A 22,914-nucleotide genomic window follows, 5' to 3' on the forward strand; every position below is an offset into this window, starting at 1 on the left:
ACTGCGCGTCGTAATATTTCCTGCTGATTTTAACCTTTCATTAAAGATTAATTCACTTCTATTGTGCCAGGTTTGCTTTATCACATAGAGCAAATACGCATAAAAATTTGTTAAATACCGTTTTTTAATTACAGCTATAGTTTCAAACCCTGGCTAAAGTTATTCTTGCGAGGCTTTTATATAGCGAGCAATGCTGGCCGGGAGAGAGTTCTCTTTTCTTGCACCGCGCCGATAAAAAATATGCACGTTTATTGCATATCTTTCAGTGTGACAACTTTTGTTCGTTTGTTAACGAACTTTCAGAAGGAAAGAGATATGACCGCCTTAAATAAAAAATGGCTATCGGGCCTGGTTGCGGGTGCTCTGATGGCCGTCTCTGTCAGCACGCTCGCGGCTGAACAAAAAACACTCCACATCTATAACTGGTCTGATTATATCGCCCCGGATACGGTGGCAAATTTTGAAAAAGAGACTGGTATCAAAGTCGTCTACGATGTTTTTGATTCTAACGAAGTGCTGGAAGGCAAATTAATGGCGGGGAGTACCGGCTTTGATCTCGTTGTGCCGTCAGCCAGCTTTCTGGAGCGCCAGTTGACTGCGGGAGTATTCCAGCCGCTGGATAAAAGCAAATTGCCGGAGTGGAAGAATCTCGATCCAGAACTGCTGAAGCTGGTCGCCAAACACGATCCCGACAATAAATTTGCTATGCCCTATATGTGGGCGACGACCGGGATTGGCTATAACGTTGATAAAGTCAAAGCGGTACTGGGCGAAAACGCGCCCGTCGATAGCTGGGACTTGATCCTCAAACCTGAAAATCTGGAAAAACTGAAAAGCTGTGGCGTCTCTTTCCTCGATGCGCCGGAAGAGGTTTTTGCCACTGTCTTGAATTATCTCGGTAAAGATCCCAACAGCACTAAAGCGGATGATTACACCGGACCGGCTACCGATCTGCTGTTAAAGCTGCGCCCGAACATTCGTTATTTCCATTCATCTCAATACATTAACGACCTGGCAAACGGCGATATATGCGTCGCTATTGGCTGGGCGGGCGATGTCTGGCAGGCCTCAAACCGCGCGAAGGAAGCGAAGAATGGCGTGAATGTCTCTTTCTCAATTCCGAAAGAAGGGGCGATGGCATTCTTTGATGTATTCGCCATGCCTGCCGATGCCAAAAATAAAGACGAAGCGTATCAGTTCCTGAATTATTTGCTGCGTCCGGATGTGGTGGCACACATCTCTGACCATGTGTTCTATGCCAATGCGAACAAAGCAGCTACGCCGCTGGTGAGCGCGGAAGTGCGTGACAATCCTGGTATTTATCCTCCGGCAGATGTCCGCGCCAAAATGTTCACCCTGCAAGTACAGGATCCGAAAATTGATCGTGTGCGCACCCGCGCGTGGACCAAAGTGAAGAGCGGAAAATAATCCGCAGCCGTAGATGCCGGACGGGCGCACCATCCCCGCCGGCAATTCGCACCATCATGGTGCGCTTGCACACATTAAATGCCGGAGAGCAGCCGTGAATGACGCTATCCCTCGCCCGCAGGCGAAAAGTCGTAAGTCGCTGACACCACTATTAGAAATCCGCAATTTGACCAAATCTTACGATGGTCAACATGCGGTCGATGATGTCAGTCTGACCATTTATAAAGGCGAAATCTTTGCACTGCTGGGCGCATCCGGCTGTGGCAAGTCCACACTGCTGCGTATGTTGGCAGGTTTCGAACAACCTTCTGCCGGGCAGATTATGCTTGATGGCGTCGATTTGTCACAGGTTCCGCCTTATCTGCGCCCCATCAACATGATGTTCCAGTCCTACGCGCTATTCCCCCATATGACCGTGGAGCAAAACATTGCCTTTGGTCTGAAACAAGACAAGTTACCAAAAGCGGAAATTGCCAGTCGGGTCAACGAGATGCTGGGGCTGGTGCATATGCAGGAGTTTGCCAAACGCAAACCGCATCAGCTTTCCGGTGGTCAACGTCAGCGAGTGGCGCTGGCCCGAAGCCTTGCCAAACGCCCGAAACTATTACTGCTCGATGAACCGATGGGCGCGCTGGATAAAAAACTGCGCGACCGGATGCAGCTTGAAGTGGTGGATATTCTGGAGCGTGTCGGCGTGACCTGTGTGATGGTAACGCACGATCAGGAAGAGGCGATGACCATGGCGGGGCGCATCGCGATTATGAATCGCGGTAAATTTGTTCAGATTGGCGAGCCGGAAGAAATTTATGAGCACCCGACCACGCGATATAGCGCCGAGTTCATTGGATCGGTCAATGTTTTCGAAGGACTGCTAAAGGAACGCCAGGAAGATGGCCTGTTGCTTTATTCGCCTGGGCTGGTGCATCCGTTGAAAGTCGATCCCGATGCGTCAGTGGTGGATAACGTGCCGGTGCATGTGGCGCTGCGTCCGGAAAAAATTATGCTCTGTGACGAACCGCCTGCTGATGGCTGCAATTTTGCAGTGGGAGAGGTGACACATATTGCCTATCTCGGTGATTTGTCTGTTTATCATGTCCGCCTGAAAAGCGGGCAGATGATCAGCGCCCAGTTACAAAACGCCCATCGTTTTCGCAAAGGGTTACCGACCTGGGGCGATGAAGTTCGTTTGTGCTGGGAATCAGACAGTTGTGTGGTGCTGACGGTTTAAGGAGCAAAGATGAGTACACTTGAACCTGCTGCCCAGCCGGGTGGATTAAAGCAATGGCTTACACAGTGGCAAATGAAGCACGGGCGCAAACTGGTGATTGCGCTGCCGTATATCTGGTTGATTTTGTTGTTTCTGCTGCCATTTCTTATCGTCTTTAAAATAAGCCTGGCGGAGATGGCGCGTGCTATTCCACCTTATACCGAACTGATGGAGTGGGCTGGCGGGCAACTTTCCATCACTCTTAATCTCGGTAATTTTCTGCAACTGACTGACGATCCGCTCTATTTCGATGCTTATCTCCAGTCGTTACAGGTGGCGGCGATTTCGACCGTTTGTTGCTTATTGCTCGGCTATCCGCTGGCGTGGGCAGTGGCGCACAGTAAACCGTCGACCCGCAATATCTTATTGCTGCTGGTGATCCTGCCTTCGTGGACCTCATTTTTGATCCGCGTTTACGCCTGGATGGGGATACTAAAAAACAATGGCGTGCTGAATAATTTTCTGCTGTGGCTGGGGGTTATCGATCAGCCGCTGACCATTCTGCATACCAATCTGGCAGTTTATATCGGCATTGTTTACGCCTACGTGCCGTTTATGGTGCTGCCGATTTATACCGCGTTGATTCGTATTGATTATTCGCTGGTGGAAGCGGCACTGGATCTCGGCGCTCGACCGCTGAAAACGTTCTTTACTGTGATCGTGCCGCTTACCAAAGGTGGGATTATTGCCGGATCAATGCTGGTTTTCATTCCGGCGGTGGGTGAGTTTGTGATCCCGGAACTGCTCGGCGGCCCTGATAGCATCATGATCGGGCGCGTTCTGTGGCAGGAGTTTTTCAATAACCGCGACTGGCCGGTGGCTTCTGCGGTGGCGATCATTATGTTATTGCTGCTGATTGTGCCAATTATGTGGTTCCACAAATATCAGCAAAAAAGCGTGGGGGAACACGGATGAATAATTTACCGGTCGTTCGTTCGCCCTGGCGAATTGTGATTTTGTTGCTGGGCTTCACCTTTCTCTATGCGCCGATGCTGATGCTGGTCATCTATTCATTTAACAGTTCGAAGCTGGTGACGGTGTGGGCCGGTTGGTCAACGCGCTGGTACGGTGAGTTATTGCGTGATGATGCGATGATGAGCGCGGTCGGCTTAAGTCTGACGATTGCCGCCTGTGCGGCGACGGCGGCGGCGATCCTCGGGACTATTGCGGCGGTCGTGCTGGTACGTTTCGGGCGGTTTCGTGGATCAAATGGCTTTGCCTTTATGATCACCGCGCCGTTAGTCATGCCTGATGTGATCACTGGCCTGTCGCTGTTGTTATTGTTCGTTGCCCTTGCTCATGCCATCGGCTGGCCTGCCGATCGCGGTATGTTAACTATCTGGCTGGCGCACGTGACTTTCTGTACGGCTTATGTGGCAGTTGTTATTTCTTCGCGTCTGCGGGAACTGGATCGCTCCATTGAAGAAGCCGCGATGGATCTCGGCGCGACGCCGCTGAAGGTGTTTTTCGTCATTACACTACCGATGATCATGCCGGCGATCATTTCTGGTTGGTTGCTTGCTTTTACTCTGTCGCTCGACGATCTGGTGATCGCCAGCTTTGTTTCCGGGCCGGGAGCCACCACGTTACCGATGCTGGTCTTCTCCAGCGTGCGGATGGGGGTGAATCCGGAAATCAACGCCCTGGCAACATTGATTCTCGGTGCGGTCGGAATTGTCGGATTTATCGCCTGGTATTTAATGGCGCGCGCAGAAAAGCAGCGGATACGCGATATCCAGCGTGCAAGACGTGGCTGAAGACACTAAAATTTGCCAACCTGGCTACATAATGCCGCGCATGTCGCGGCATTGTTTTCATGGAAGACGAAACGTTGGGATTTTTTAAGAAAACATCTTCATCACATGCTCGCCTGAATGTGCCTGCACTGGTGCAGGTGGCGGCGCTCGCCATTATTATGATCCGTGGCCTCGACGTGCTGATGATTTTCAATACGCTGGGCGTGCGCGGTATCGGCGAGTTCATTCATCGCAGCGTACAAACCTGGAGTTTAACGCTGGTCTTTCTAAGCAGCCTTGCGCTGGTTTTTATTGAAATCTGGTGTGCGTTTTCGCTGGTGAAAGGGCGTCGCCTGGCGCGCTGGCTGTATCTGTTGACGCAAATCACGGCAGCCAGTTACCTGTGGGCAGCTTCGCTCGGTTATGGTTACCCTGAGCTGTTCAGCATTCCTGGTGAATCGAAACGTGAAATCTTCCATAGCCTGATGTTACAAAAGCTGCCGGATATGCTCATCTTATTGCTGTTGTTCGTTCCCGCCACCAGTCGGCGGTTCTTCCAGTTGCAATAATGTGTATAATCCTCGCCCCTGATGATGTGAAGGTCAATGTATGCAGTGCGCACTTTACGACGCGGGTCGCTGTCGCTCCTGTCAGTGGATAACGCAGCCGATTCCAGAGCAACTCTCCGCTAAAACCGCCGATCTTAAAAATCTGTTGGCCGATTTTCCGGTTTCGGAGTGGTGTGCGCCGGTGTCTGGTCCGGAACAAGGGTTTCGCAATAAAGCCAAAATGGTGGTGAGTGGTAGCGTTGAAAAACCACTGCTCGGAATGCTACACCGCGACGGTACGCCAGAAGATCTTTGCGATTGCCCGCTTTACCCTGCCTCATTTGCGCCCGTTTTTTCGGCGCTAAAACCGTTTATCGCCCGTGCGGGTCTGACGCCCTACAACGTGGCGCGCAAGCGTGGCGAACTGAAATATATTCTGCTGACTGAAAGCCAGATGGATGGCGGTATGATGCTGCGCTTTGTACTGCGTTCTGAAACCAAGCTGGCGCAACTGCGTAAGGCGCTGCCGTGGTTACAGGCGCAACTGCCACAGCTAAAAGTCATTACCGTCAATATTCAGCCAGTGCATATGGCGATAATGGAAGGGGAGACGGAGATCTACCTGACCGAACAGCAGGCGCTGGCAGAGCGTTTTAATGACGTGCCGCTGTGGATCCGCCCGCAAAGTTTCTTCCAGACAAATCCGGCGGTCGCCAGCCAGCTGTACGCCACCGCGCGTGACTGGGTGCGGCAATTGCCGGTAAATCATATGTGGGATCTGTTCTGCGGCGTTGGCGGTTTTGGTTTGCATTGCGCAACGCCAGAAATGCAGTTAACGGGGATTGAGATTGCGCCAGAAGCGATTGCCTGTGCGAAACAATCTGCTGCTGAACTGGGTCTAGCGCGTCTGCAATTTCAGGCGCTGGACTCCACTCAGTTTGCCACCGCTCAGGGTGAAGTGCCGGAACTGGTGCTGGTTAATCCACCGCGTCGCGGCATTGGTAAACCGCTGTGCGATTATCTTTCGACGATGGCACCGCGTTTTATTATCTACTCAAGCTGTAACGCCCAAACGATGGCGAAAGATATCCGCGAACTGCCAGGATATCGCATTGAGCGGGTACAGCTTTTCGATATGTTCCCCCACACCGCACATTATGAAGTGCTGACGCTGCTGGTGAAGCAATAAAAAAGCCGCATCTGCGGCTTTCTGAATCTTACTGCGGGAACCACTGATCGCTGATTTTCTGATATGTACCGTCTGCTTTAACGGCTGCCAGTGCCTTATTCAGTTTCTCCAGCAGAGCTTTGTTATCCGGACGTACAGCGATGCCCAGACCGGTGCCGAAGTACTGCGGATCGGTTACTTTCTCAGTCGCAACGCCCAGTTGCGGATTGGTTTTCAGCCACTCATTAACTACCGCTGTATCACCAAATACCCCATCAATACGACCATTTTTCAGGTCGATAAATGCATTCTGATAACTGTCATAAGAGACGGTTTTCACTTCCGGATGCTGATCCTGAATATATTTCTGGTGAGTGGTGCCGTTTTCCATACCAATACGTTTACCTTTCAGGTCGGCAAAAGTCTTATAGGCATCTTTTTTGGCAATCACAACGGCTGAGTTTTCGTAATAGGGGATGGTAAAGGCTACCTGCTTGCTACGTTCCGGTGTGATGTCCATCCCGGAAATCACTGCGTCATATTTTCTGAATTTCAGTGACGGGATCAGGCTGTCGAAAGCGTGATTAGTAAAAGTACATTCTGCCTGCATTTGTTTGCATAACGCCTTTGCCAGATCGATATCAAAGCCGACGATCTGGTTATTTGCATCCATCGATTCGAATGGCGGATAAGTGGCAGAGACGCCGAAATTGATTTTCTCTGCGGCAGAAGCGCCGAATGCACAGGATGCAAGTAATGCGGCAAGAACTAGCTTTTTCATGATGGAACTCCCGTCTGTCAATCTTATGATTATTAGCCGTGTCTGCGGCATGGATTTACAATGCCATCAAATGAATTTATATGCAATAAATATGATTAAATAGTTTGCGCTAGATAAAAAAAGACGGACAACTTAGTGGGTTGTCCGTCTTCATTATAAGGATTTATGCACTATGTACGCCGCATCCGGCACAGGCACCGTGCAGGTGTCTGATGCGACGCTGGCGCGTCTTCTCAGACCTACAAAACCCCCCGGCGAATGTGTACGCAGTCACATTAATTCCGACGTTCAAATGCCAGTGCTTTACGCTCAATCAGACGCATCATCAGCGTCAGCAGGCCGTTGACGACGAGGTAAATAATCCCCGCCGCGCCAAACACCATTACGTCGTAGGTGCGTCCGTACAGTAACTGGCTGTAGCCCATCACTTCCATTAGCGTAATGGTGTATGCCAGAGAGGTACTTTTGAACACCAGCACCACTTCGTTGGAATAGGAAGAGAGCGAGCGTTTAAAGGCATACGGCAGGAGGATCGCCAGCGTATCTTTTTTGCTCATTCCCAGCGCGCTACAGGACTGCCATTGACCTTCCGGGATCGCGCGAATCGCCCCGTAAAACAGTTGCGTGGTATACGCCGCACTGTTCAGCGACAACGCAATTAGCGCACACAGCCACGGTTCCGACAGCAAATGCCACAGCGCCGGATACTCCTGCAACGTCGGAAACTGACCCGGTCCGTAGTAAATCAGGAAGATCTGCACCAGCAGCGGCGTACCGGTAAACAGCGTGATATAGCCACGCACCAGCCACACCAGCACCGGTGTTTTCAGCGTCAGGATGATGGTAAAAATCAACGCCAGAATGAGCGCCACAATCAGCGAGGCAACCGTCAGCGTCAGGCTGGTATGCAGCCCTTTCATCAGTTCGGGTAAATACTCAAGCATCAGCCAGGTCTCCGCTCAAAACGTGTCGCGCGCAGGTCAATGCGTTTGAGTATGTACTGGCTCAACAGGGTAATCACCAGGTAAATCGCCGCCGCCACAATGTACCAGGTAAACGGTTCCTGAGTACGGGTGGCGATGCTTTTGGTTTGCAGCATTAAATCATTCACACTAATCAAACTGACCAGCGCGGTATCTTTCAGCAGTACCAGCCACTGGTTGCCGAGACCAGGCAGCGCATGACGCCACATCTGCGGCATCACCAGACGGAAAAAGATAGCCGATTTCGACAGCCCCAGCGCCTGACCCGATTCCCACTGACCCACCGGCACCGCTTTCAGTGCGCCACGCAGAGTTTGCGAAGCATAAGCGGCATACAGCAGTGACAGAGCGATAACACCGCAAAGGAACGGGCTAACGTCGAAGTTCTCAATGTTCATCTGCACCGGGATCTGCACGAATCCAAGATTGATGGTGAAGCCATCCGCAAGCGTCAGCAGTAACTGCGAGGAGCCAAAGTAGATAAACAGCACCACCAGAATTTCTGGCAGGCCGCGTAGAATCGTTACCAGCGCCGAACCTGCCCACGCAACAGGGCGCCATTTTGCTGACTCCCATACTGCAAAGAACATCGCCAGCGCCAGTCCGACAATCAATGCACAAACGGCAAGGCCGACGGTCATCCCGGCGGCGCTTGCTAAAGGAAAAAATTCATTCATCAGGAATTACTTCTGGAACCATTTGTTGTAGATGGTTTCGTAAGTGCCATCTTTCTTCACTTTTTCCAGCGCAGTATTAAATTTCTGCTGCAGTTCAGTGTTGCCCTGACGTACTGCGATGCCGAGGCCAGTACCGAAGTAATCTTTATCGGTCACTTTGTCGCCCACAGCCGCCAGTTTTGGATTATCTTTCAGCCATTCGGTTACCACTGCGGTGTCACCGAATACACCGTCGATACGCCCGTTTTGCAGATCCAGTTTCGCGTTCTGGTAGCTGTCATACGGCACGGTAGTGATTTCCGGATGTTTATCCATAATGAATTTCTGGTGTGTCGTCCCGTTCTGCACACCGACTTTCTTGCCTTTCAGCTGATCAACGCTGGTGTATTTACCTTGCTGACCCACAAACAGGGCGGAGTTGTCATAGTACGGAGTGGTGAACAGTACCTGTTTTTCACGCTCTGGAGTGATATCCATACCTGCCATAACGGCGTCCACACGGCGGAATTTCAGACTCGGGATCAGGCTGTCAAATGCCTGGTTGGAGAAAGTACAGGTTGCATCAATCTCTTTACACAGTGCCTGTGCGAGGTCGACGTCAAAACCGACGATCTGGTTATTCGCGTCTATAGATTCAAACGGAGGATAGGATGCTTCGGTAGCAAAACGAATGGTTTCGGCAGCTGTGGCGGAAAGACTAAAACCTGCAATTAACGCGGCAATCAGAACTTTTTTCATTGTCGTTATCCCGAATCTTTAGTGAGAGAGATAGTTTTTAAATGCTTCGGTTTGCGGCTCGGAAAAGCAGCGCGCGTCGCCTTGTTCAACGATGTGACCGTTTTCCATATACACCACACGGCTGGCGGTTTTACGCGCCACTTCAACTTCGTGGGTGACGATCACCTGGGTAATATTGGTCTCCGCCAGCTCACGAATGATGCTGACGATCTGTGCCGTAATTTCCGGGTCCAGCGCGGCGGTCGGTTCATCAAACAGCAGTACCTGCGGCTCCATCATCAGCGCACGGGCAATAGCAACACGTTGTTGCTGACCACCAGAAAGGTGCAGCGGGTAACGATCGCTATAAGGTTTGAGACGCAGACGCTCAAGCAGTTTTTCTGCGCGAGCCAGCGCCTGATCTTTACTCAAGCCAAGTACGCGGCATGGCGCTTCGATCAGGTTTTGCTGCACGGTGAGATGCGGCCACAGATTGTATTGCTGAAACACCATGCCGACGTTGCGACGCAGGTCGCGAATCGCTTTGTCAGACGGTGTTTTGGTGAAATCGAAATGGTTGCCTGCAATGTTGAGCGTACCGGAGCGCGGCATCTCAAGCAGATTGAGTACACGCAGCAGCGAGCTTTTCCCCGCGCCGCTGGGGCCAAGTAACACCAGCGTTTCGCCTTGCGGGCAATCCAGCGTGATATCGAACAGCGCCTGGTGTGCGCCGTAGAAGCAATTAATGCCGTTTAATTGAATACTCATTGACACTCGTATACTGGCAGTCTGATAGCTATTGAGGTCGAAGATAGTACCTTTGACAGAATAATTATGCAATATTTCTGCTTTAAAAGTTAAAAGCAAAGCGCATTATTCAATAAACATAGCACAAAATAACGAGGGCGTTGTTCGGCGAGCATAAATGTCGGCATTCCTCACAGAATGCCGGACAATTTATGGGGGTTATAATCTAATCAAGGGATTAACGGTTCTCAATGGACTGGCGTAATGTCCCCGCTTTGGCGTGAACGCTGCCACCTAAATAGCGCACATCGTCGATGACCCAACACTGGCCTTCCTGAATCATCAGCACCTCATCCTGCCAGCTCTGGTCGCCTTGTTTCAGATCCACGCGCAACGGAATATTACGTGCATCGCGATTCGGGATGGTAGAAGCACTGGCGACGCGGGCGCTGTCTGGCAAGGTGGTACGACTGGAGAAGGGATCGCTGCTTAACAATTCTCGTTGGTTGTTATCGCGGCTGGCATCGCTGAGCAGTGCCGCCAGTTTGTCACTCAAGTACGGACGCAGAGCGGTAATGTCGTTACTGCGATGCTGAATACGGTAGTCATAGAATTGCTGAGCCACGCTGTCAGGGCCGCCCTGGACGCAAGAACCTGTGCGGGAGCCGTTGTCTTTATAGGCTGGCGTGACGGTGGTGCAAGCACTGAGTAACAGTGCGCAAGGGATAAGCATGGTCAATTTGCTGTAGCGCATAATGATTTCCTTATAAGCGAACACCTTGAAAGCGTTCTACGATAATAATGATATCCTTTCAATAATAGCGTATCAGTCCGATAATGCTTTTGAGATCGAAGGCTTAGCATACAAGGAGATCGATCATGCAATTTTCCACAACCCCAACACTTGAAGGTCAGACCATCGTTGAATATTGCGGTGTGGTGACGGGCGAAGCGATTTTAGGCGCCAATATTTTCCGTGATTTCTTTGCCGGTATCCGCGATATCGTCGGCGGTCGTTCAGGGGCTTACGAAAAGGAACTGCGCAAGGCACGAGAAATTGCGTTTGAAGAATTAGGTTCCCAGGCACGGGCGCTGGGAGCGGATGCAGTGGTCGGCATTGATATCGACTACGAAACGGTCGGGCAAAACGGCAGTATGCTGATGGTCAGCGTCAGCGGAACGGCGGTGAAAACGCGTCGATGAGAAGAGTTTTCTGGCTGGTTGCGGCGATCCTGTTACTGGCAGGGTGCGCAGGGGAAAAAGGCATTGTCGAGAAAGAGGGATACCAACTCGACACCCGACGCCAGGCGCAGGCGGCATATCCCCGTATTAAAGTGCTGGTGATCCACTACACGGCGGATGATTTCGACACGTCGCTGGCGACGCTGACCGATAAAAAAGTCAGCTCGCACTACCTCGTGCCAGCCGTGCCGCCGCGTTACAACGGCAAACCGCGTATCTGGCAACTGGTGCCGGAACAAGAACTGGCCTGGCACGCGGGGATCAGCGCCTGGCGCGGGGCGACGCGGATTAACGACACCTCTATTGGCATTGAGCTGGAAAATCGCGGCTGGCAGAAATCAGCGGGGGTGAAATATTTTACGCCGTTTGAACCAGCGCAAATTCAGGCGCTCATTCCTCTGGCGAAAGATATTATCGCCCGCTATCACATCAAGCCAGAAAACGTAGTGGCACATGCGGATATTGCCCCACAGCGCAAAGACGATCCGGGTCCACTGTTCCCGTGGCAGCAACTGGCGCAGCAGGGGATTGGTGCCTGGCCCGATGCATCGCGCGTTAGCTTTTATCTGGCCGGGCGCGCGCCATACACGCCGGTAGAAACCACATCGTTGCTGGAACTTTTGGCACGCTACGGTTATGACGTAAAACCTGAAATGACGCCGCACGAACAGCAGCGAGTGATTATGGCGTTTCAGATGCACTTCCGCCCGACGTTATATAACGGCGAAGCGGATGCAGAAACTCAGGCGATTGCCGAAGCGTTGCTGGAGAAATACGGCCAGGATTAGCGCGGCAGTTTTCCGTGGTCGCGCAGCCAGGCGGCAGTTTGCTCAATACCTTCATTTAGCGTGATGATCGGCTGATAACCTAACTCTTCCTGCGCACGCGTAATATCCAGTGTAAAGTCAAAATTCAACTTGGAGACGCCGTAATGGGTCAGCGGCGGCTCTTTTGCTGACTTGCGTCCTAAACGCTCCATACTGCGGGCAATCATATCCAGCATTGGGTAAGGCACCGACCGGATACGGCAATCAATGTTCAGTTCGTCGATCAGTTTCTGCACGATGCTGCGCAGAGTGCGATGTTCGCCGTTGGTAATGTTGTACGTACGACCAGAAGGCAACTTATCGCACGCTTCCTGACTCGCCAGCCACATAGCGTGCACGGCATTTTCATAGTAGGTCATATCGACCAGCGCGCTGCCGCCGTGGGGTAACAGAATGCTGCCGTAGTGGTGCATCATATGTGCCAGGCGGGGAATAAAAACTTTATCGTGCGGGCCGAACAGACTTTGTGGGCGCAGAATAGTAAAGCGCGTTTGTGGGTTGGTCTGCGAAAGCATATTGATCACCTCTTCGCTGGCGGCTTTGCTGCGGGCAAATTCGTTGGCGAAGCGGTGAGGGCGAAAATCTTCTTTGATATCGCGATGGTGGTGATAGTCGAAGTACAGGGAGGGTGAAGAGATATGAATAAAATTACGCACGCCCCAGGCGACGGCCCATTCGCCCAGGCGGCGAGTGGCGCGAACGTTTGCCAGATCGAAAGCCTGCTGCGTTCCCCACGGCGAGGTAAAGCTGGAACAGTGCCACAGTGTATCAATGCCTGCGAGCATCACCTTCGCCTGCGATGAGACCAGCTCGGTCAGATCCGCATGGACAAACTCTGCACCTATTTTTTCCAGCAATTTGCCCATCGCTTCGTTGCGACCGGTTGCTCTCACACTGATGCCTTTCCGGCATAAAAACTCAACCGCGTTTCGACCTAAACCGCTGGTGGCGCCGGTAACCAGTACCTTCATATCATTCCACTGTTGTTGATAAAACGACGAGCGCATTCTTCCGTGATTTCCTCCTTGATGCAATGGGAAACGTGAAAGAATAACGCAGGTTTTTTTCGATTAATCTGTGCTTTGTTCTGCCAGTCTGGCGATTCGTTTTGCCATGCCGCGAAAAATAAACAGATGCGCGGGGATCATCAGTAGCCAGTAAAACAACCCTGGCATACCGTGAGGATGCCAGAAGGCGCGTACATCAATAGTGCGATATTCGCCTTTATCTTCCAGCGTAAAACACAGTCGCCCAAGTCCTGGCGCTTTCATGCCAAATAACAGGGTAAGTTGTTTTTCCGGCTCGACGACAATCACTTTCCAGCTATCCACCGCATCGCCCGTTTGCAGATATTCCCGTGCGGGGCGACCTTTCGCCAGTTTGTGACCTATCGCGCGCTCCATTAGCGCCCGGGTCTGCCACAAAATATTGCCAAAGAAATAACGTTCTTTACCGCCGATTTGATTCACCACCTGCCATAAAGCCTGAAGGCTGGCGGAAGTTTTAACGGTAAACCCCGCCTGTTTGGCGAAATAGCCGTATTCTGGTCGCCAGCGGGCAAAAGCCTGAGCGTCGTATCCCCAGTCGCTGGAGTTAACCAGTTTTTCTTCTTCTTTCAGGGTGCGACGTACCGCGTCATCGAAGGCGATCAGCGGTTGTGGGATGAGCGCGCGTAACGCGGTGTCATCCGCCAGCAGATCGTGTTTCAGCCCCTGAATCAACGCTTTGGCAGTAGTAGAGGGAACGGAGGTAATCACATTGAGAAACCACACCGAAATCCAGCGGGTGGGGAAGGGGACTGGAATCAACCAGCGATGTTTACCGCTCACCGCCATAAAATGTTCAAACTGCTGCTGATAGCTGAGCACCTCTGGTCCGGCGGCTTCGAATACCCGATGTTCGCTGGCCGGATGCTCCAACAGCGCCACCAGATAGTGCAGCAGGTTTTCCAGCGCGATGGGCGTGGTGCGTGAACGTACCCAGCGTGGCGGCGTTAACACTGGCAGGTTGTAAACCATATCACGCATCACTTCGAACGCTGCTGACCCGGCACCGACGATAATTCCGGCACGCAATTCGGTAACCGGTACATTCGCTTCACGCAGTATGTCCGCCGTAGCCTGACGAGCGCGCAGATGATCCGATTGCTCATGGGGCGGGGCTTGCAGTGAACTGAGAAAAATTAATTGCTTAACCGGCACTTCGCGCAGTGCATCGCGGACGTTGAGAGCCACCTGGCGCTCCTGCGCGATAAAATCGCCGCCTTCGCCCATGCTGTGCACCAGAAAATAGACGGTATCGATATCCTGCAATAGTGCCGGAAGATTATCCGGCCAGCTAAGATCGACTTTATGGCAACTGACATTAGCCAGTTGCAGCTTCGAAAGTCTGTCGACGTGACGTGCCGCCGCCAGAACCTGATGCCCCTGCTGGCTGAGTGTGCGCACCAGATGCTGACCAATGTAGCCACTGGCACCGAGAACTAAAATGCGTTGCGGCACGTCTCTCTCCTTAACGCGTCAGGAAAGCGCGCCAGTGGGCGGCAACTTCAGCCAGTTGTTCACGCGAGACGTCAAGATGCGTCACCAGGCGGACAATCGGCGAGGCGTTAATCAGCACGTTTCGCGCTTTCATGTATTCGCCTAACGCGGCGGCATTTTCTTCCCCGACGCGGACAAACAGCATATTGGTGTCCTGACGCATCACATCCGCGCCTGCCTCACGCAACTGCTCCGCCATCCAGGCGGCGTTGTCGTGGTCTTCCTGCAACCGTGCGACGTTATTTTTCAGGGCATACATTCCGGCGGCAGCCAGAATCCCGGACTGGCGCATCCCGCCGCCGGTCATTTTCCGCCAGCGGATGGCGCGTTTAATGTAATCACGATTGCCGACCAGTAACGAACCGACTGGCGTACCAAGACCCTTCGACAGACAAATGGTGAACGAGTCACAATATTGCGTGATCTCTTTCAGTTCGCAGCCGTAAGCCACTACGGCGTTAAAGATGCGCGCACCGTCAACGTGTAATGCCAGATTACGCTCGCGGGTAAATTCCCATGCTTGTTTCAGGTATTCACGCGGCAGCACTTTGCCGTTGTGGGTGTTTTCCAGACTGAGTAATTTGGTGCGGGCGAAGTGAATATCGTCGGGTTTGATTTTCATCGCCACTTTATCCAGCGGCAGCGTGCCGTCAGCAGCAGCGTCGATGGGTTGCGGCTGAATACTGCCCAGCACCGCTGCGCCACCAGCTTCAAACAGATAGTTATGCGCGGCCTGACCGACAATATACTCTTCGCCGCGTTCGCAGTGACTGAGCAGAGCGACCAGGTTAGCCTGGGTGCCGGTCGGCAGAAAGATGGCGGCTTCTTTACCGGAAAGCTCTGCGGCGTAGTCCTGCAAAGCATTAACGGTAGGGTCGTCTCCGTAAACGTCGTCCCCAACCGGGGCGGCCATCATCGTTTCGAGCATGGCGCGGCTCGGTCGGGTTACGGTATCACTGCGTAAATCAATCATGGCATGTCCTTATTTATGACGGGAAATGCCACCCTTTTTACCTTAGCCAGTTTGTTTTCGCCAGTTCGATCACTTCATCACCGCGTCCGCTGATGATTGCCCGCAGCATATACAGGCTAAATCCTTTGGCCTGTTCAAGTTTGATTTGCGGCGGAATGGCTAACTCTTCTTTGGCAACCACCACATCCACCAGCACCGGGCCATCGATGGAGAAGGCGCGTTGCAGGGCTTCATCGACTTCAGACGCTTTTTCTACGCGAATACCCGTAATGCCGCACGCTTCGGCAATGCGGGCAAAGTTGGTGTCGTGCAGTTCGGTGCCGTCTGTCAGGTAGCCTCCGGCCTTCATCTCCATCGCCACAAAGCCCAGCACGCTGTTGTTAAAGACGATAATTTTCACCGGCAGTTTCATCTGCACTACTGAGAGGAAATCGCCCATTAACATGCTAAAACCGCCATCGCCGCACATGGCGACCACCTGACGTTCCGGCTCCGTCGCCTGAGCACCCAGCGCCTGTGGCATAGCATTAGCCATCGAACCGTGGTTAAACGAACCTAACAGGCGACGCTTGCCGTTCATTTTCAGATAACGCGCTGCCCATACTGTTGGCGTGCCGACGTCACAGGTAAAGATGGCGTCATCGGCAGCAAAATGGCTAATTTGCTGCGCCAGATATTGCGGATGAATTGCTTTCTCGCTCGGTTTAGCTAAATCGTCCAGCCCTTTGCGGGCATCGCGGTAATTTTCCAGCGCCTTATCGAGGAACTTGCGATCGGTTTTTTCTTCCACCAGCGGCAGCAATGCACGCAGAGTCGATTTGATATCGCCGACCAGTGCCATATCCACCTTGCTGTGCGCACCAATGCTCGCTGGGTTGATATCAATCTGAATAATTTTGGCATCGGTTGGGTAGAACGCGCGGTAGGGGAACTGCGTGCCGAGCAGAACTAACGTGTCGGCGTTCATCATGGTATGAAAACCTGATGAGAAGCCGATTAATCCCGTCATTCCAACATCATACGGGTTATCGTATTCGACATATTCTTTACCGCGCAGGGCATGAATAATAGGCGCTTTAATTTTCCCGGCAAACTCGACTAACTCTTTATGCGCTCCCGCACAGCCGCTGCCGCACATCAGGGCGATATTGCTGGAGTAACGCAGCAGTTGCGCCAGTTTGCGTAACTCTTCTTCTTCCGGTGTGACTACCGGCTGTGGCGCATGATACCAGTGCGAGGTCGCCCCTTCTGGCGCAGGTTTTAACGCCACGTCGCCCGGTAAAACGACAACGGAAACGCCACGGTTAAGCACCGCTTTGCGCATGGCAATCGCCAGCACTTGTGGGATCTGCTCCGGGCTGGAAACCAGCTCGCAATAGTGACTACATTCGCGGAATAACTCTTGCGGGTGGGTCTCCTGAAAATAGCCGCTGCCGATTTCGCTGGAAGGGATGTGGGCGGCAATCGCCAGTACCGGAACGTGATTGCGATGACAATCGAACAGGCCGTTGATTAAGTGAAGGTTGCCGGGGCCGCACGATCCGGCACAGACCGCCAGTTCTCCTGAAAGCTGGGCTTCAGCGCCAGCGGCAAAGGCCGCGACTTCTTCATGGCGGGTAGGCATCCACTCGATAGTGCCCATGCGATTAAGACTGTCGCTAAGGCCGTTAAGCGAGTCGCCCGTAACTCCCCAGATGCGTTTCACGCCTGCCGATTCGAGCGTTTTGGCGATATAAGCTGCAACCGTTTGTTTCATGGTTCTCCATCTCCTGAATGTGATAACGGTAACAAGTTTAGTAGATGCTGCCTGTTGCGCTGGCTGAATACTGATATTTCTGTTGCTTTTAATCCGGGAATCGCCAACGCTGATGTGAATGACATTTTTACGATAAAGGGAGTTAATTCAGATGGTTACACCAATGTTAAATGCAGTGAACCGGATGCTGACGCACGAGGATTTTGGCAAATTATTGTTACGCCTGGCGGTGGGAGGATTGATGCTTTTCCACGGGATACATAAGTTATTTGCCGGAATTGACGGTATTAGTGGAATGCTGGTTGCAAAAGGTTTTCCTGGATTTATTGCCTACGGCGTACTGATTGGGGAAGTGGTTGCGCCGATATTGATTATATTAGGTATTTTGACGCGACCTGCCGCATTGGTTATCGCCCTGACAATGGTCGTGGCGTGGTTGATGGTGGGAATGGGAAAAACAGGGATGCTGGATAAAACCGGCGCGTGGGCGATCGAAAGCCTGGTATATTTTTTTATTGCAGCTCTGGCCGTCGCTTTTCTTGGTGCCGGGCGTTATGCCGTGGCAGGTAATTCTGCCTGGCGATAATTCTTTAAAAAATGCCCGGCTAAGTTTGCCGGGCATTAAACTTTAGGCGAGAACCATATCCCCCTGCGGATGGCAGGAGCAGGCCAGTACGTAACCCTCGGCGATTTCGGCGTCGGTCAGCGTCATTGTGCTGCTCACCGTATATTCACCGGAAACCACTTTCGTCTTACAGCAGCCGCAAACACCCGCACGGCAGGCGGCGACAACCGGAACTTTGTTGCTTTCCAGCGCCTCCAGCAGCGTGGTGCCAACCGGTGCGTAAAATTCTTGCGCCGGTTGCAGTTTGGTGAATTTCAGACCGCTGGTCGCCGCTTCCGCCACTGGCGTAAAGAATTTCTCTTTAAAGAAGCGTGTCACGCCAAGCGCCTTCACTTCCTGTTCTACCCAATCCATATACGGAGCCGGGCCACAGGTCATCACGGTACGTGAAGCCAGTTCAGGAACGCTTGCCAGCAATTCGCGAGTGAGACGACCCGCGATAAAGCCTTCGGTAACGTTATTTTCCGCCACCAGCGTCACCGGATAGTTGCGCCATTCGTCGGCAAAAATAACGTCCTGCGGCGTACGCACGTTGTAGATCACCTGCACATCGGCCTGCGGACGATTTTTCGCCAGCCAGCGACGCATCGACATAATCGGCGTGATGCCGCAGCCTGCCGCCAGTAACAGGAATTTATCTTCAGATTTATCGTCGCAGGTAAATTCCCCCATTGCGTCCGAAAGCCAGATATAGTCACCGCGTTTCACGTCGCGGGTCAGCCACTGGGAGCCGACACCGTCATCAATCCGCCGCACTGTCAGGGTGATGTATTCACTCACGCCAGGTGTGGAGGAGATAGTATAAGCACGCAGCGTTTCGGCTGAGTTTCGTACGCTGACCAGCGCATATTGCCCGGCGCGATACGGATAGTAATCGTGGCAAATCAGGGAAATGGTCCACACATCCGGCGTTTCTTGCTTAATGTGATGAACCTGCATCCGCCACGGGCATTGATTCGTTGGCATCGTCATCGACAAACTCCTTACGCGCTCAACAGTTGCTTCATGTCTTCTTCAACAGTGGTGATAGAACGCAGGCCGAATTTCTCGTTCAGCACCGCCAGCAGATCTGGGGTCAGGAAGCCGGGTGCAGTCGGGCCGGTGACGATATTTTTCACGCCCAGAGAAAGCAGCGTCAGCAGAATGACAATCGCTTTCTGTTCAAACCAGGAGAGCACCAGCGACAACGGCAGATCGTTGACACCGCAGCCCAGTTTTTCTGCCAGCGTTACCGCCAGAATAATCGCTGAATAAGCATCGTTACACTGACCGGCATCCACCAGACGCGGCAGGCCTTCGATATCGCCAAACTCAAGTTTGTTAAAGCGATATTTACCACAGGCGAGAGTCAGGATCAGGCAGTCATCCGGCACGCTGGTGGCGAAATCAGTGAAGTAGTGACGTTCGCCGCGCGCGCCGTCACAGCCGCCAAGCAGGAAGATATGACGCAGTTTTTCGCGGCTCACCAGATCAATCAGCGTATCCGCCGCGCCAAGCAGCGTCTGGCGACCAAAACCCACAGTGATCAGGTGCGGAATTTCGCTGTACGGGAAGCCCGCCATTTGTTGCGCCTGGGCGATAACCGCAGAGAAATCTTCGCCATCCAGATGACGCACGCCCGGCCAGCCAACAATGCTGCGGGTCCAGATACGATCGTCATAAGCGCCGACGGTTGGGTCGATGATACAGTTAGAGGTCATCACGATGGGGCCAGGGAAGCGAGCGAACTCAACTTGTTGATTTTGCCAGCCGCTGCCGTAGTTACCGACCAGATGTTTGAATTTACGCAGTTCCGGATAGCCATGCGCTGGCAGCATTTCGCCGTGGGTGTAGACGTTAACGCCCGTGCCTTCGGTCTGTTCCAGCAGGTTGTAGAGATCTTTGAGATCGTGACCGGAAATCAGGATGCATTTACCCGCCGTCGCTTTCACGTTGACCTGAGTTGGCGTCGGGTGACCGTATTTACCGGTTTCGCCTGCATCCAGAATGCTCATCACTTTGAAGTTCATCTGGCCGATTTCCATTGAACATTCGAGAAGTGCGTTCATATCGGAAGGCCAGGTTCCCAGCCATGCCATGATTTTATGGTACTGGGCGTAAATATCGTTGTCATATTGACCGAGAACGTGTGCGTGTTCCATATAGGCCGCCGCACCTTTCAGGCCATACAGGCAAAGCAGACGCAGGCCGAGAATGTTTTCGCCAATCGCCGCTTTATCTTTGTTCGGGGTAAATTCTGCCGCCTGACGTTGCAGTTCGCCGAGATCGTCGCTCACCAGTTGTAAGTCCGCCATCGGGTTATCGACGTGGGCGTTGGCATCTACAGCCAGGCATTGTGCTTTCAGCGCCTCGCGCAGGGCAATCGCTTCACGGGCGTAGCCGACAATACGCGGAGAATCGAAGTTAACGTTGGTCAGGGTTGAGAAAAATGCGCGTGGCGCGAAGCTGTCAACGTCGTGGTTGATGATGCCGTATTCACGCGCTTTTACTGCCCAGGCAGAAAGCCCTTGCAGCGCCGCGATGAGTAAATCCTGAAGGTCAGAGGTTTCCGCCGTTTTACCACACATCCCCTGCGCGTATGAGCAGCCGTTTCCTGCCGGAGTACGGATAGTTTGTTCACATTGCACACAAAACATGATCACACCTTTTAAAGTTATATTTAATATACATGTTTAAGGTTAAGACTCTTCAAGACGGGATAAAAGGGGTTTTTCATGCAACTTTAAGGGAGATTGATTTAGCGCAATTTTGGCGGCAGGGATCTACCGCCAGAGAGGTATTACGCAGAGAAAAGGGCGATCAGAATTGGCACTAACAGACTAAGAATAAAACCGTGAACAATCGCCGCTGGAACCATCTCCAGCCCGCCTGTCCGCTGAAGCACGGGCAGGGTGAAATCCATTGATGTGGCACCGCACAAACCCAGTGCCGTTGAGCGACTGCGACGGATAAGGCCGGGGATTAACATAATGGCGATCAGCTCACGTGCCAGATCATTAAAAAACGCCGCGCTCCCGATTACCGGGCCAAAAGATTCAGTCAACAAAATACCGGAAAGAGAATACCAGCCGAAACCGGAGGCCATTGCCAGCGCGGTATTGATGGGGAGATCAAGAATAAAGGCATTAATTAAGCCACCAATTAAAGAACTGGCAACCACCACCACAGCGACAATCATTCCCCGGCGATTAAGGACAATCTGCTTTAAGGTCATGCCATTATTGCGTAGCTGAATACCGACGAGGAAAAGTAACAGAATCAATGTGTATTCGCTGGCTTCAGTAGCATGTTGTAAGAAACCTAATCCGCTAAGGCCAATGGCAAAACCAATTACGACTACGCCGCACAGTTTTAGCGACTCCAGCGCCATCGCAATACGTGACGGAAGTTTTTCTTGCTGGTGGTGATTACGCCACGGCAGACCGCGCTCCAGCCACAACAACGCAATAATATTGCAGAGTAAAATAATGGTAATGCTGACGGCAGAATAATGCAGTATCGCCAGCAAATTACTGGCGAGATTATCAAGGAACGCCAGACTGATACCCATAAAAAAGAGAATGAGATAGACCATCCAGCTTAATAGCTGATTAATGCGTTTTAACGCAGCTTTTTGGCGAAGCGGAATGAGGTAACCCACAATCAGGGGAACCAGAATGATTAACAGTCCAGAAAACATGAAAACTCAGTCCTTGCAAAGAAGAAGTCGAAATGCGCGATGACACACTACTGAAAGCAGAAGGATGAGTAAAGTTGCAATTAAAAGGAAACGTTATGCATAAGGATCGGTAGGGTATTCATTTTCATTTAAAGATATTCTTGCGCTTTAATTACAAACCGCACCGGTGTTGGTGGCGTCAAAATCGCCGAGGCGTTCCCTGAAGGCCGGGGCAGCCCACATGGATGTGGGCTGAGGGCGCGTTTTACAGGGATGTTACCTCGCGCCCGACCCGGTAGCCGCAAGGGATAAGTCGAGGGCACCGCGCAGCGGCGATTTTGTTCGCCAGAGCCCGGGGGGGCAGGGGGCGGCGGCGATTGGCCGCCCCCTGCGCGCTCCTTGCGCCTGTGACTATATGTGGTTTTACACATCAAGGAGCGCAAAAGGAGGATGAATCAACATATAACAACATCTTAAAAAAGGCCTGACATTGCGTCAGGCCTTCTGCGCTAATTAATCACGTTTTTCCAGCAGAGTACGGTAAATCAGACCACCGATAATACCGCCGACAATTGGCACCACCCAGAAGAACCACAGTTGTTCTAGTGCCCAACCGCCCTGGAAGATGGCAACCGCAGTACTGCGCGCCGGGTTAACGGAAGTGTTAGTTACCGGAATACTGATTAAGTGAATCAGCGTTAATGCCAGACCAATGGCAATGGGTGCAAAACCCGCCGGAGCGTATTTGTCAGTTGCACCGTGGATCACCAGCAGGAAACCCGCACTCAGTACCAGTTCAACCACCAGTGCAGAAAGCATGGAATAACCGCCCGGTGAATGCTCGCCATAACCGTTCGAAGCAAAACCGCTGGCTGCCGCGTCAAATCCAGCTTTGCCGCTGGCAATTAAATACAGCAGTGCCGCCGCAACAATACCGCCGACAACCTGGGCAATCACATAGCCAACGACTTCTTTTGCCGGGAAACGACCGCCTGCCCATAAACCAATAGTGACAGCCGGGTTAAAATGACCACCAGAAATATGACCAACAGCGAAGGCCATGGTCAGTACGGTCAGACCAAAAGCCAGCGCGACACCAGCAAAACCAATGCCTAATTCCGGGAACGCTGCTGCCAGCACCGCGCTACCGCAGCCACCAAATACAAGCCAGAAAGTACCAAAACATTCAGCTGCTAATTTTCTGAACATATCCACCTCAATTAGGTAATGACTCCAACTTA

At 52.3% G+C, this 22,914-nt stretch carries 23 protein-coding genes; 9 read left to right on the forward strand and 14 right to left on the reverse strand.

Going from position 1 to position 22,914, the window contains the following annotated elements; translation table 11 throughout:
• The first annotated feature begins 315 nt into the window (after positions 1–315).
• The 6 genes from potF (at position 316) to rlmC (ending at position 6,168) form a co-directional block, all read left to right on the forward strand.
• Positions 316–1,428: a spermidine/putrescine ABC transporter substrate-binding protein PotF gene (potF, locus tag A7589_RS13855; protein WP_000126096.1), complete on the forward strand. Its 1,113-nt coding sequence runs from the start codon at positions 316–318 to the stop codon at positions 1,426–1,428.
• A gap of 94 nt (positions 1,429–1,522) precedes the next feature.
• Positions 1,523–2,656 carry a putrescine ABC transporter ATP-binding subunit PotG gene (gene potG, locus A7589_RS13860; protein ID WP_000995981.1) on the forward strand — a complete coding sequence of 378 codons (1,134 nt, stop codon included), beginning with the start codon at positions 1,523–1,525 and terminating at the stop codon, positions 2,654–2,656.
• Positions 2,657–2,665: 9 nt separating this feature from the next.
• A complete protein-coding gene (potH, locus tag A7589_RS13865) occupies positions 2,666–3,610 on the forward strand; it encodes a putrescine ABC transporter permease PotH (RefSeq protein ID WP_000105412.1) in 945 nt (314 codons plus the stop codon).
• Positions 3,607–4,452, forward strand: coding sequence for a putrescine ABC transporter permease PotI (gene potI, locus A7589_RS13870; protein ID WP_001061658.1), 846 nt, complete (start codon positions 3,607–3,609; stop codon positions 4,450–4,452). The genes potH and potI overlap by 4 nt, the downstream gene beginning before the upstream one ends.
• A gap of 59 nt (positions 4,453–4,511) precedes the next feature.
• Positions 4,512–5,000 carry a YbjO family protein gene (locus tag A7589_RS13875; protein WP_000389254.1) on the forward strand — a complete coding sequence of 163 codons (489 nt, stop codon included), beginning with the start codon at positions 4,512–4,514 and terminating at the stop codon, positions 4,998–5,000.
• Between the two features lie 40 nt (positions 5,001–5,040).
• The gene (gene rlmC, locus A7589_RS13880; RefSeq protein ID WP_001149754.1) at positions 5,041–6,168 is read left to right on the forward strand and encodes a 23S rRNA (uracil(747)-C(5))-methyltransferase RlmC; all 1,128 of its coding nucleotides are present in this window, start codon (positions 5,041–5,043) and stop codon (positions 6,166–6,168) included.
• Between the two features lie 28 nt (positions 6,169–6,196).
• Here the strand turns inward: rlmC and artJ are convergent, their stop codons facing one another.
• The 6 genes from artJ to A7589_RS13910 all read right to left on the reverse strand — a co-directional run bounded on the left by artJ (position 6,197) and on the right by A7589_RS13910 (position 10,806).
• Complete coding sequence (gene artJ, locus A7589_RS13885; protein ID WP_010355412.1) at positions 6,197–6,928, reverse strand: arginine ABC transporter substrate-binding protein ArtJ; 732 nt, start codon at positions 6,926–6,928, stop codon at positions 6,197–6,199.
• Between the two features lie 275 nt (positions 6,929–7,203).
• A complete protein-coding gene (gene artM, locus A7589_RS13890) occupies positions 7,204–7,872 on the reverse strand; it encodes an arginine ABC transporter permease ArtM (protein ID WP_000895401.1) in 669 nt (222 codons plus the stop codon).
• Entirely contained in the window at positions 7,872–8,588 is a 717-nt protein-coding gene (gene artQ, locus A7589_RS13895) for an arginine ABC transporter permease ArtQ (protein ID WP_001001681.1), read from the reverse strand. The genes artM and artQ overlap by 1 nt, the downstream gene beginning before the upstream one ends.
• Positions 8,589–8,594: 6 nt before the next feature.
• Complete coding sequence (gene artI, locus A7589_RS13900) at positions 8,595–9,326, reverse strand: arginine ABC transporter substrate-binding protein ArtI (protein ID WP_000756564.1); 732 nt, start codon at positions 9,324–9,326, stop codon at positions 8,595–8,597.
• A gap of 18 nt (positions 9,327–9,344) precedes the next feature.
• Positions 9,345–10,073 (reverse strand): arginine ABC transporter ATP-binding protein ArtP, encoded by a 729-nt coding sequence (artP, locus tag A7589_RS13905; RefSeq protein WP_000027203.1) that lies wholly within the window; start codon positions 10,071–10,073, stop codon positions 9,345–9,347.
• 217 nt (positions 10,074–10,290) lie between these two features.
• A complete protein-coding gene (locus A7589_RS13910; protein WP_010347551.1) occupies positions 10,291–10,806 on the reverse strand; it encodes a lipoprotein in 516 nt (171 codons plus the stop codon).
• A gap of 125 nt (positions 10,807–10,931) precedes the next feature.
• Between A7589_RS13910 and A7589_RS13915 the strand changes: the two genes are divergently transcribed.
• The gene (locus A7589_RS13915) at positions 10,932–11,255 is read left to right on the forward strand and encodes a heavy metal-binding domain-containing protein (protein ID WP_001160737.1); all 324 of its coding nucleotides are present in this window, start codon (positions 10,932–10,934) and stop codon (positions 11,253–11,255) included.
• A complete protein-coding gene (gene amiD / locus A7589_RS13920) occupies positions 11,252–12,082 on the forward strand; it encodes an N-acetylmuramoyl-L-alanine amidase AmiD (RefSeq protein WP_001255191.1) in 831 nt (276 codons plus the stop codon). Before A7589_RS13915 ends, amiD begins: the two co-directional genes overlap by 4 nt.
• On the opposite strand, the gene A7589_RS13925 is transcribed toward amiD, so the two are convergent.
• From A7589_RS13925 to poxB, 4 genes are all read right to left on the reverse strand, one after another.
• Complete coding sequence (locus tag A7589_RS13925; RefSeq protein WP_024191085.1) at positions 12,079–13,092, reverse strand: 3-beta-hydroxysteroid dehydrogenase; 1,014 nt, start codon at positions 13,090–13,092, stop codon at positions 12,079–12,081. The two genes, amiD and A7589_RS13925, sit on opposite strands and share 4 nt — an antisense overlap.
• A 99-nt stretch (positions 13,093–13,191) precedes the next feature.
• Positions 13,192–14,622 (reverse strand): SDR family oxidoreductase, encoded by a 1,431-nt coding sequence (locus tag A7589_RS13930; RefSeq protein ID WP_001136576.1) that lies wholly within the window; start codon positions 14,620–14,622, stop codon positions 13,192–13,194.
• 10 nt (positions 14,623–14,632) lie between these two features.
• Entirely contained in the window at positions 14,633–15,634 is a 1,002-nt protein-coding gene (gene ltaE / locus A7589_RS13935; RefSeq protein WP_000566424.1) for a low-specificity L-threonine aldolase, read from the reverse strand.
• 37 nt (positions 15,635–15,671) lie between these two features.
• Complete coding sequence (gene poxB, locus A7589_RS13940) at positions 15,672–17,390, reverse strand: ubiquinone-dependent pyruvate dehydrogenase (RefSeq protein WP_000815331.1); 1,719 nt, start codon at positions 17,388–17,390, stop codon at positions 15,672–15,674.
• Between the two features lie 151 nt (positions 17,391–17,541).
• Here poxB and A7589_RS13945 point away from each other — a divergent pair, with 151 nt between their 5' ends.
• Complete coding sequence (locus tag A7589_RS13945) at positions 17,542–17,976, forward strand: DoxX family protein (protein WP_000258530.1); 435 nt, start codon at positions 17,542–17,544, stop codon at positions 17,974–17,976.
• A gap of 42 nt (positions 17,977–18,018) precedes the next feature.
• On the opposite strand, the gene hcr is transcribed toward A7589_RS13945, so the two are convergent.
• From hcr to aqpZ, 4 genes are all read right to left on the reverse strand, one after another.
• Positions 18,019–18,987, reverse strand: coding sequence for an NADH oxidoreductase (gene hcr / locus A7589_RS13950; protein WP_000178638.1), 969 nt, complete (start codon positions 18,985–18,987; stop codon positions 18,019–18,021).
• Between the two features lie 11 nt (positions 18,988–18,998).
• Positions 18,999–20,651 carry a hydroxylamine reductase gene (gene hcp, locus A7589_RS13955; RefSeq protein ID WP_000458802.1) on the reverse strand — a complete coding sequence of 551 codons (1,653 nt, stop codon included), beginning with the start codon at positions 20,649–20,651 and terminating at the stop codon, positions 18,999–19,001.
• A gap of 143 nt (positions 20,652–20,794) precedes the next feature.
• The gene (lysO, locus tag A7589_RS13960) at positions 20,795–21,694 is read right to left on the reverse strand and encodes an L-lysine exporter LysO (protein ID WP_000491125.1); all 900 of its coding nucleotides are present in this window, start codon (positions 21,692–21,694) and stop codon (positions 20,795–20,797) included.
• 492 nt (positions 21,695–22,186) lie between these two features.
• On the reverse strand, positions 22,187–22,882 hold the full coding sequence (aqpZ, locus tag A7589_RS13970) for an aquaporin Z (RefSeq protein ID WP_010347562.1): 696 nt from the start codon (positions 22,880–22,882) through the stop codon (positions 22,187–22,189).
• Positions 22,883–22,914 lie beyond the last annotated feature (32 nt).

Source organism: Escherichia sp. MOD1-EC6475 (genome assembly GCF_003046645.1).
Taxonomy (GTDB): domain Bacteria; phylum Pseudomonadota; class Gammaproteobacteria; order Enterobacterales; family Enterobacteriaceae; genus Escherichia; species Escherichia ruysiae.

Coding starts and splice junctions, on each gene's coding strand:
- potF (WP_000126096.1), top strand. CDS start 316: ATGACCGCCTTAAATAAAAAATGGCTATCGGGCCTGGTTGCGGGTGCT.
- potH (WP_000105412.1), top strand. CDS start 2,666: ATGAGTACACTTGAACCTGCTGCCCAGCCGGGTGGATTAAAGCAATGG.
- potI (WP_001061658.1), top strand. CDS start 3,607: ATGAATAATTTACCGGTCGTTCGTTCGCCCTGGCGAATTGTGATTTTG.
- A7589_RS13875 (WP_000389254.1), top strand. CDS start 4,512: ATGGAAGACGAAACGTTGGGATTTTTTAAGAAAACATCTTCATCACAT.
- rlmC (WP_001149754.1), top strand. CDS start 5,041: ATGCAGTGCGCACTTTACGACGCGGGTCGCTGTCGCTCCTGTCAGTGG.
- artJ (WP_010355412.1), bottom strand. CDS start 6,928: ATGAAAAAGCTAGTTCTTGCCGCATTACTTGCATCCTGTGCATTCGGC.
- artM (WP_000895401.1), bottom strand. CDS start 7,872: ATGCTTGAGTATTTACCCGAACTGATGAAAGGGCTGCATACCAGCCTG.
- artQ (WP_001001681.1), bottom strand. CDS start 8,588: ATGAATGAATTTTTTCCTTTAGCAAGCGCCGCCGGGATGACCGTCGGC.
- artI (WP_000756564.1), bottom strand. CDS start 9,326: ATGAAAAAAGTTCTGATTGCCGCGTTAATTGCAGGTTTTAGTCTTTCC.
- artP (WP_000027203.1), bottom strand. CDS start 10,073: ATGAGTATTCAATTAAACGGCATTAATTGCTTCTACGGCGCACACCAG.
- A7589_RS13910 (WP_010347551.1), bottom strand. CDS start 10,806: ATGCGCTACAGCAAATTGACCATGCTTATCCCTTGCGCACTGTTACTC.
- A7589_RS13915 (WP_001160737.1), top strand. CDS start 10,932: ATGCAATTTTCCACAACCCCAACACTTGAAGGTCAGACCATCGTTGAA.
- amiD (WP_001255191.1), top strand. CDS start 11,252: ATGAGAAGAGTTTTCTGGCTGGTTGCGGCGATCCTGTTACTGGCAGGG.
- A7589_RS13925 (WP_024191085.1), bottom strand. CDS start 13,092: ATGAAGGTACTGGTTACCGGCGCCACCAGCGGTTTAGGTCGAAACGCG.
- ltaE (WP_000566424.1), bottom strand. CDS start 15,634: ATGATTGATTTACGCAGTGATACCGTAACCCGACCGAGCCGCGCCATG.
- poxB (WP_000815331.1), bottom strand. CDS start 17,390: ATGAAACAAACGGTTGCAGCTTATATCGCCAAAACGCTCGAATCGGCA.
- A7589_RS13945 (WP_000258530.1), top strand. CDS start 17,542: ATGGTTACACCAATGTTAAATGCAGTGAACCGGATGCTGACGCACGAG.
- hcr (WP_000178638.1), bottom strand. CDS start 18,987: ATGACGATGCCAACGAATCAATGCCCGTGGCGGATGCAGGTTCATCAC.
- hcp (WP_000458802.1), bottom strand. CDS start 20,651: ATGTTTTGTGTGCAATGTGAACAAACTATCCGTACTCCGGCAGGAAAC.
- lysO (WP_000491125.1), bottom strand. CDS start 21,694: ATGTTTTCTGGACTGTTAATCATTCTGGTTCCCCTGATTGTGGGTTAC.
- aqpZ (WP_010347562.1), bottom strand. CDS start 22,882: ATGTTCAGAAAATTAGCAGCTGAATGTTTTGGTACTTTCTGGCTTGTA.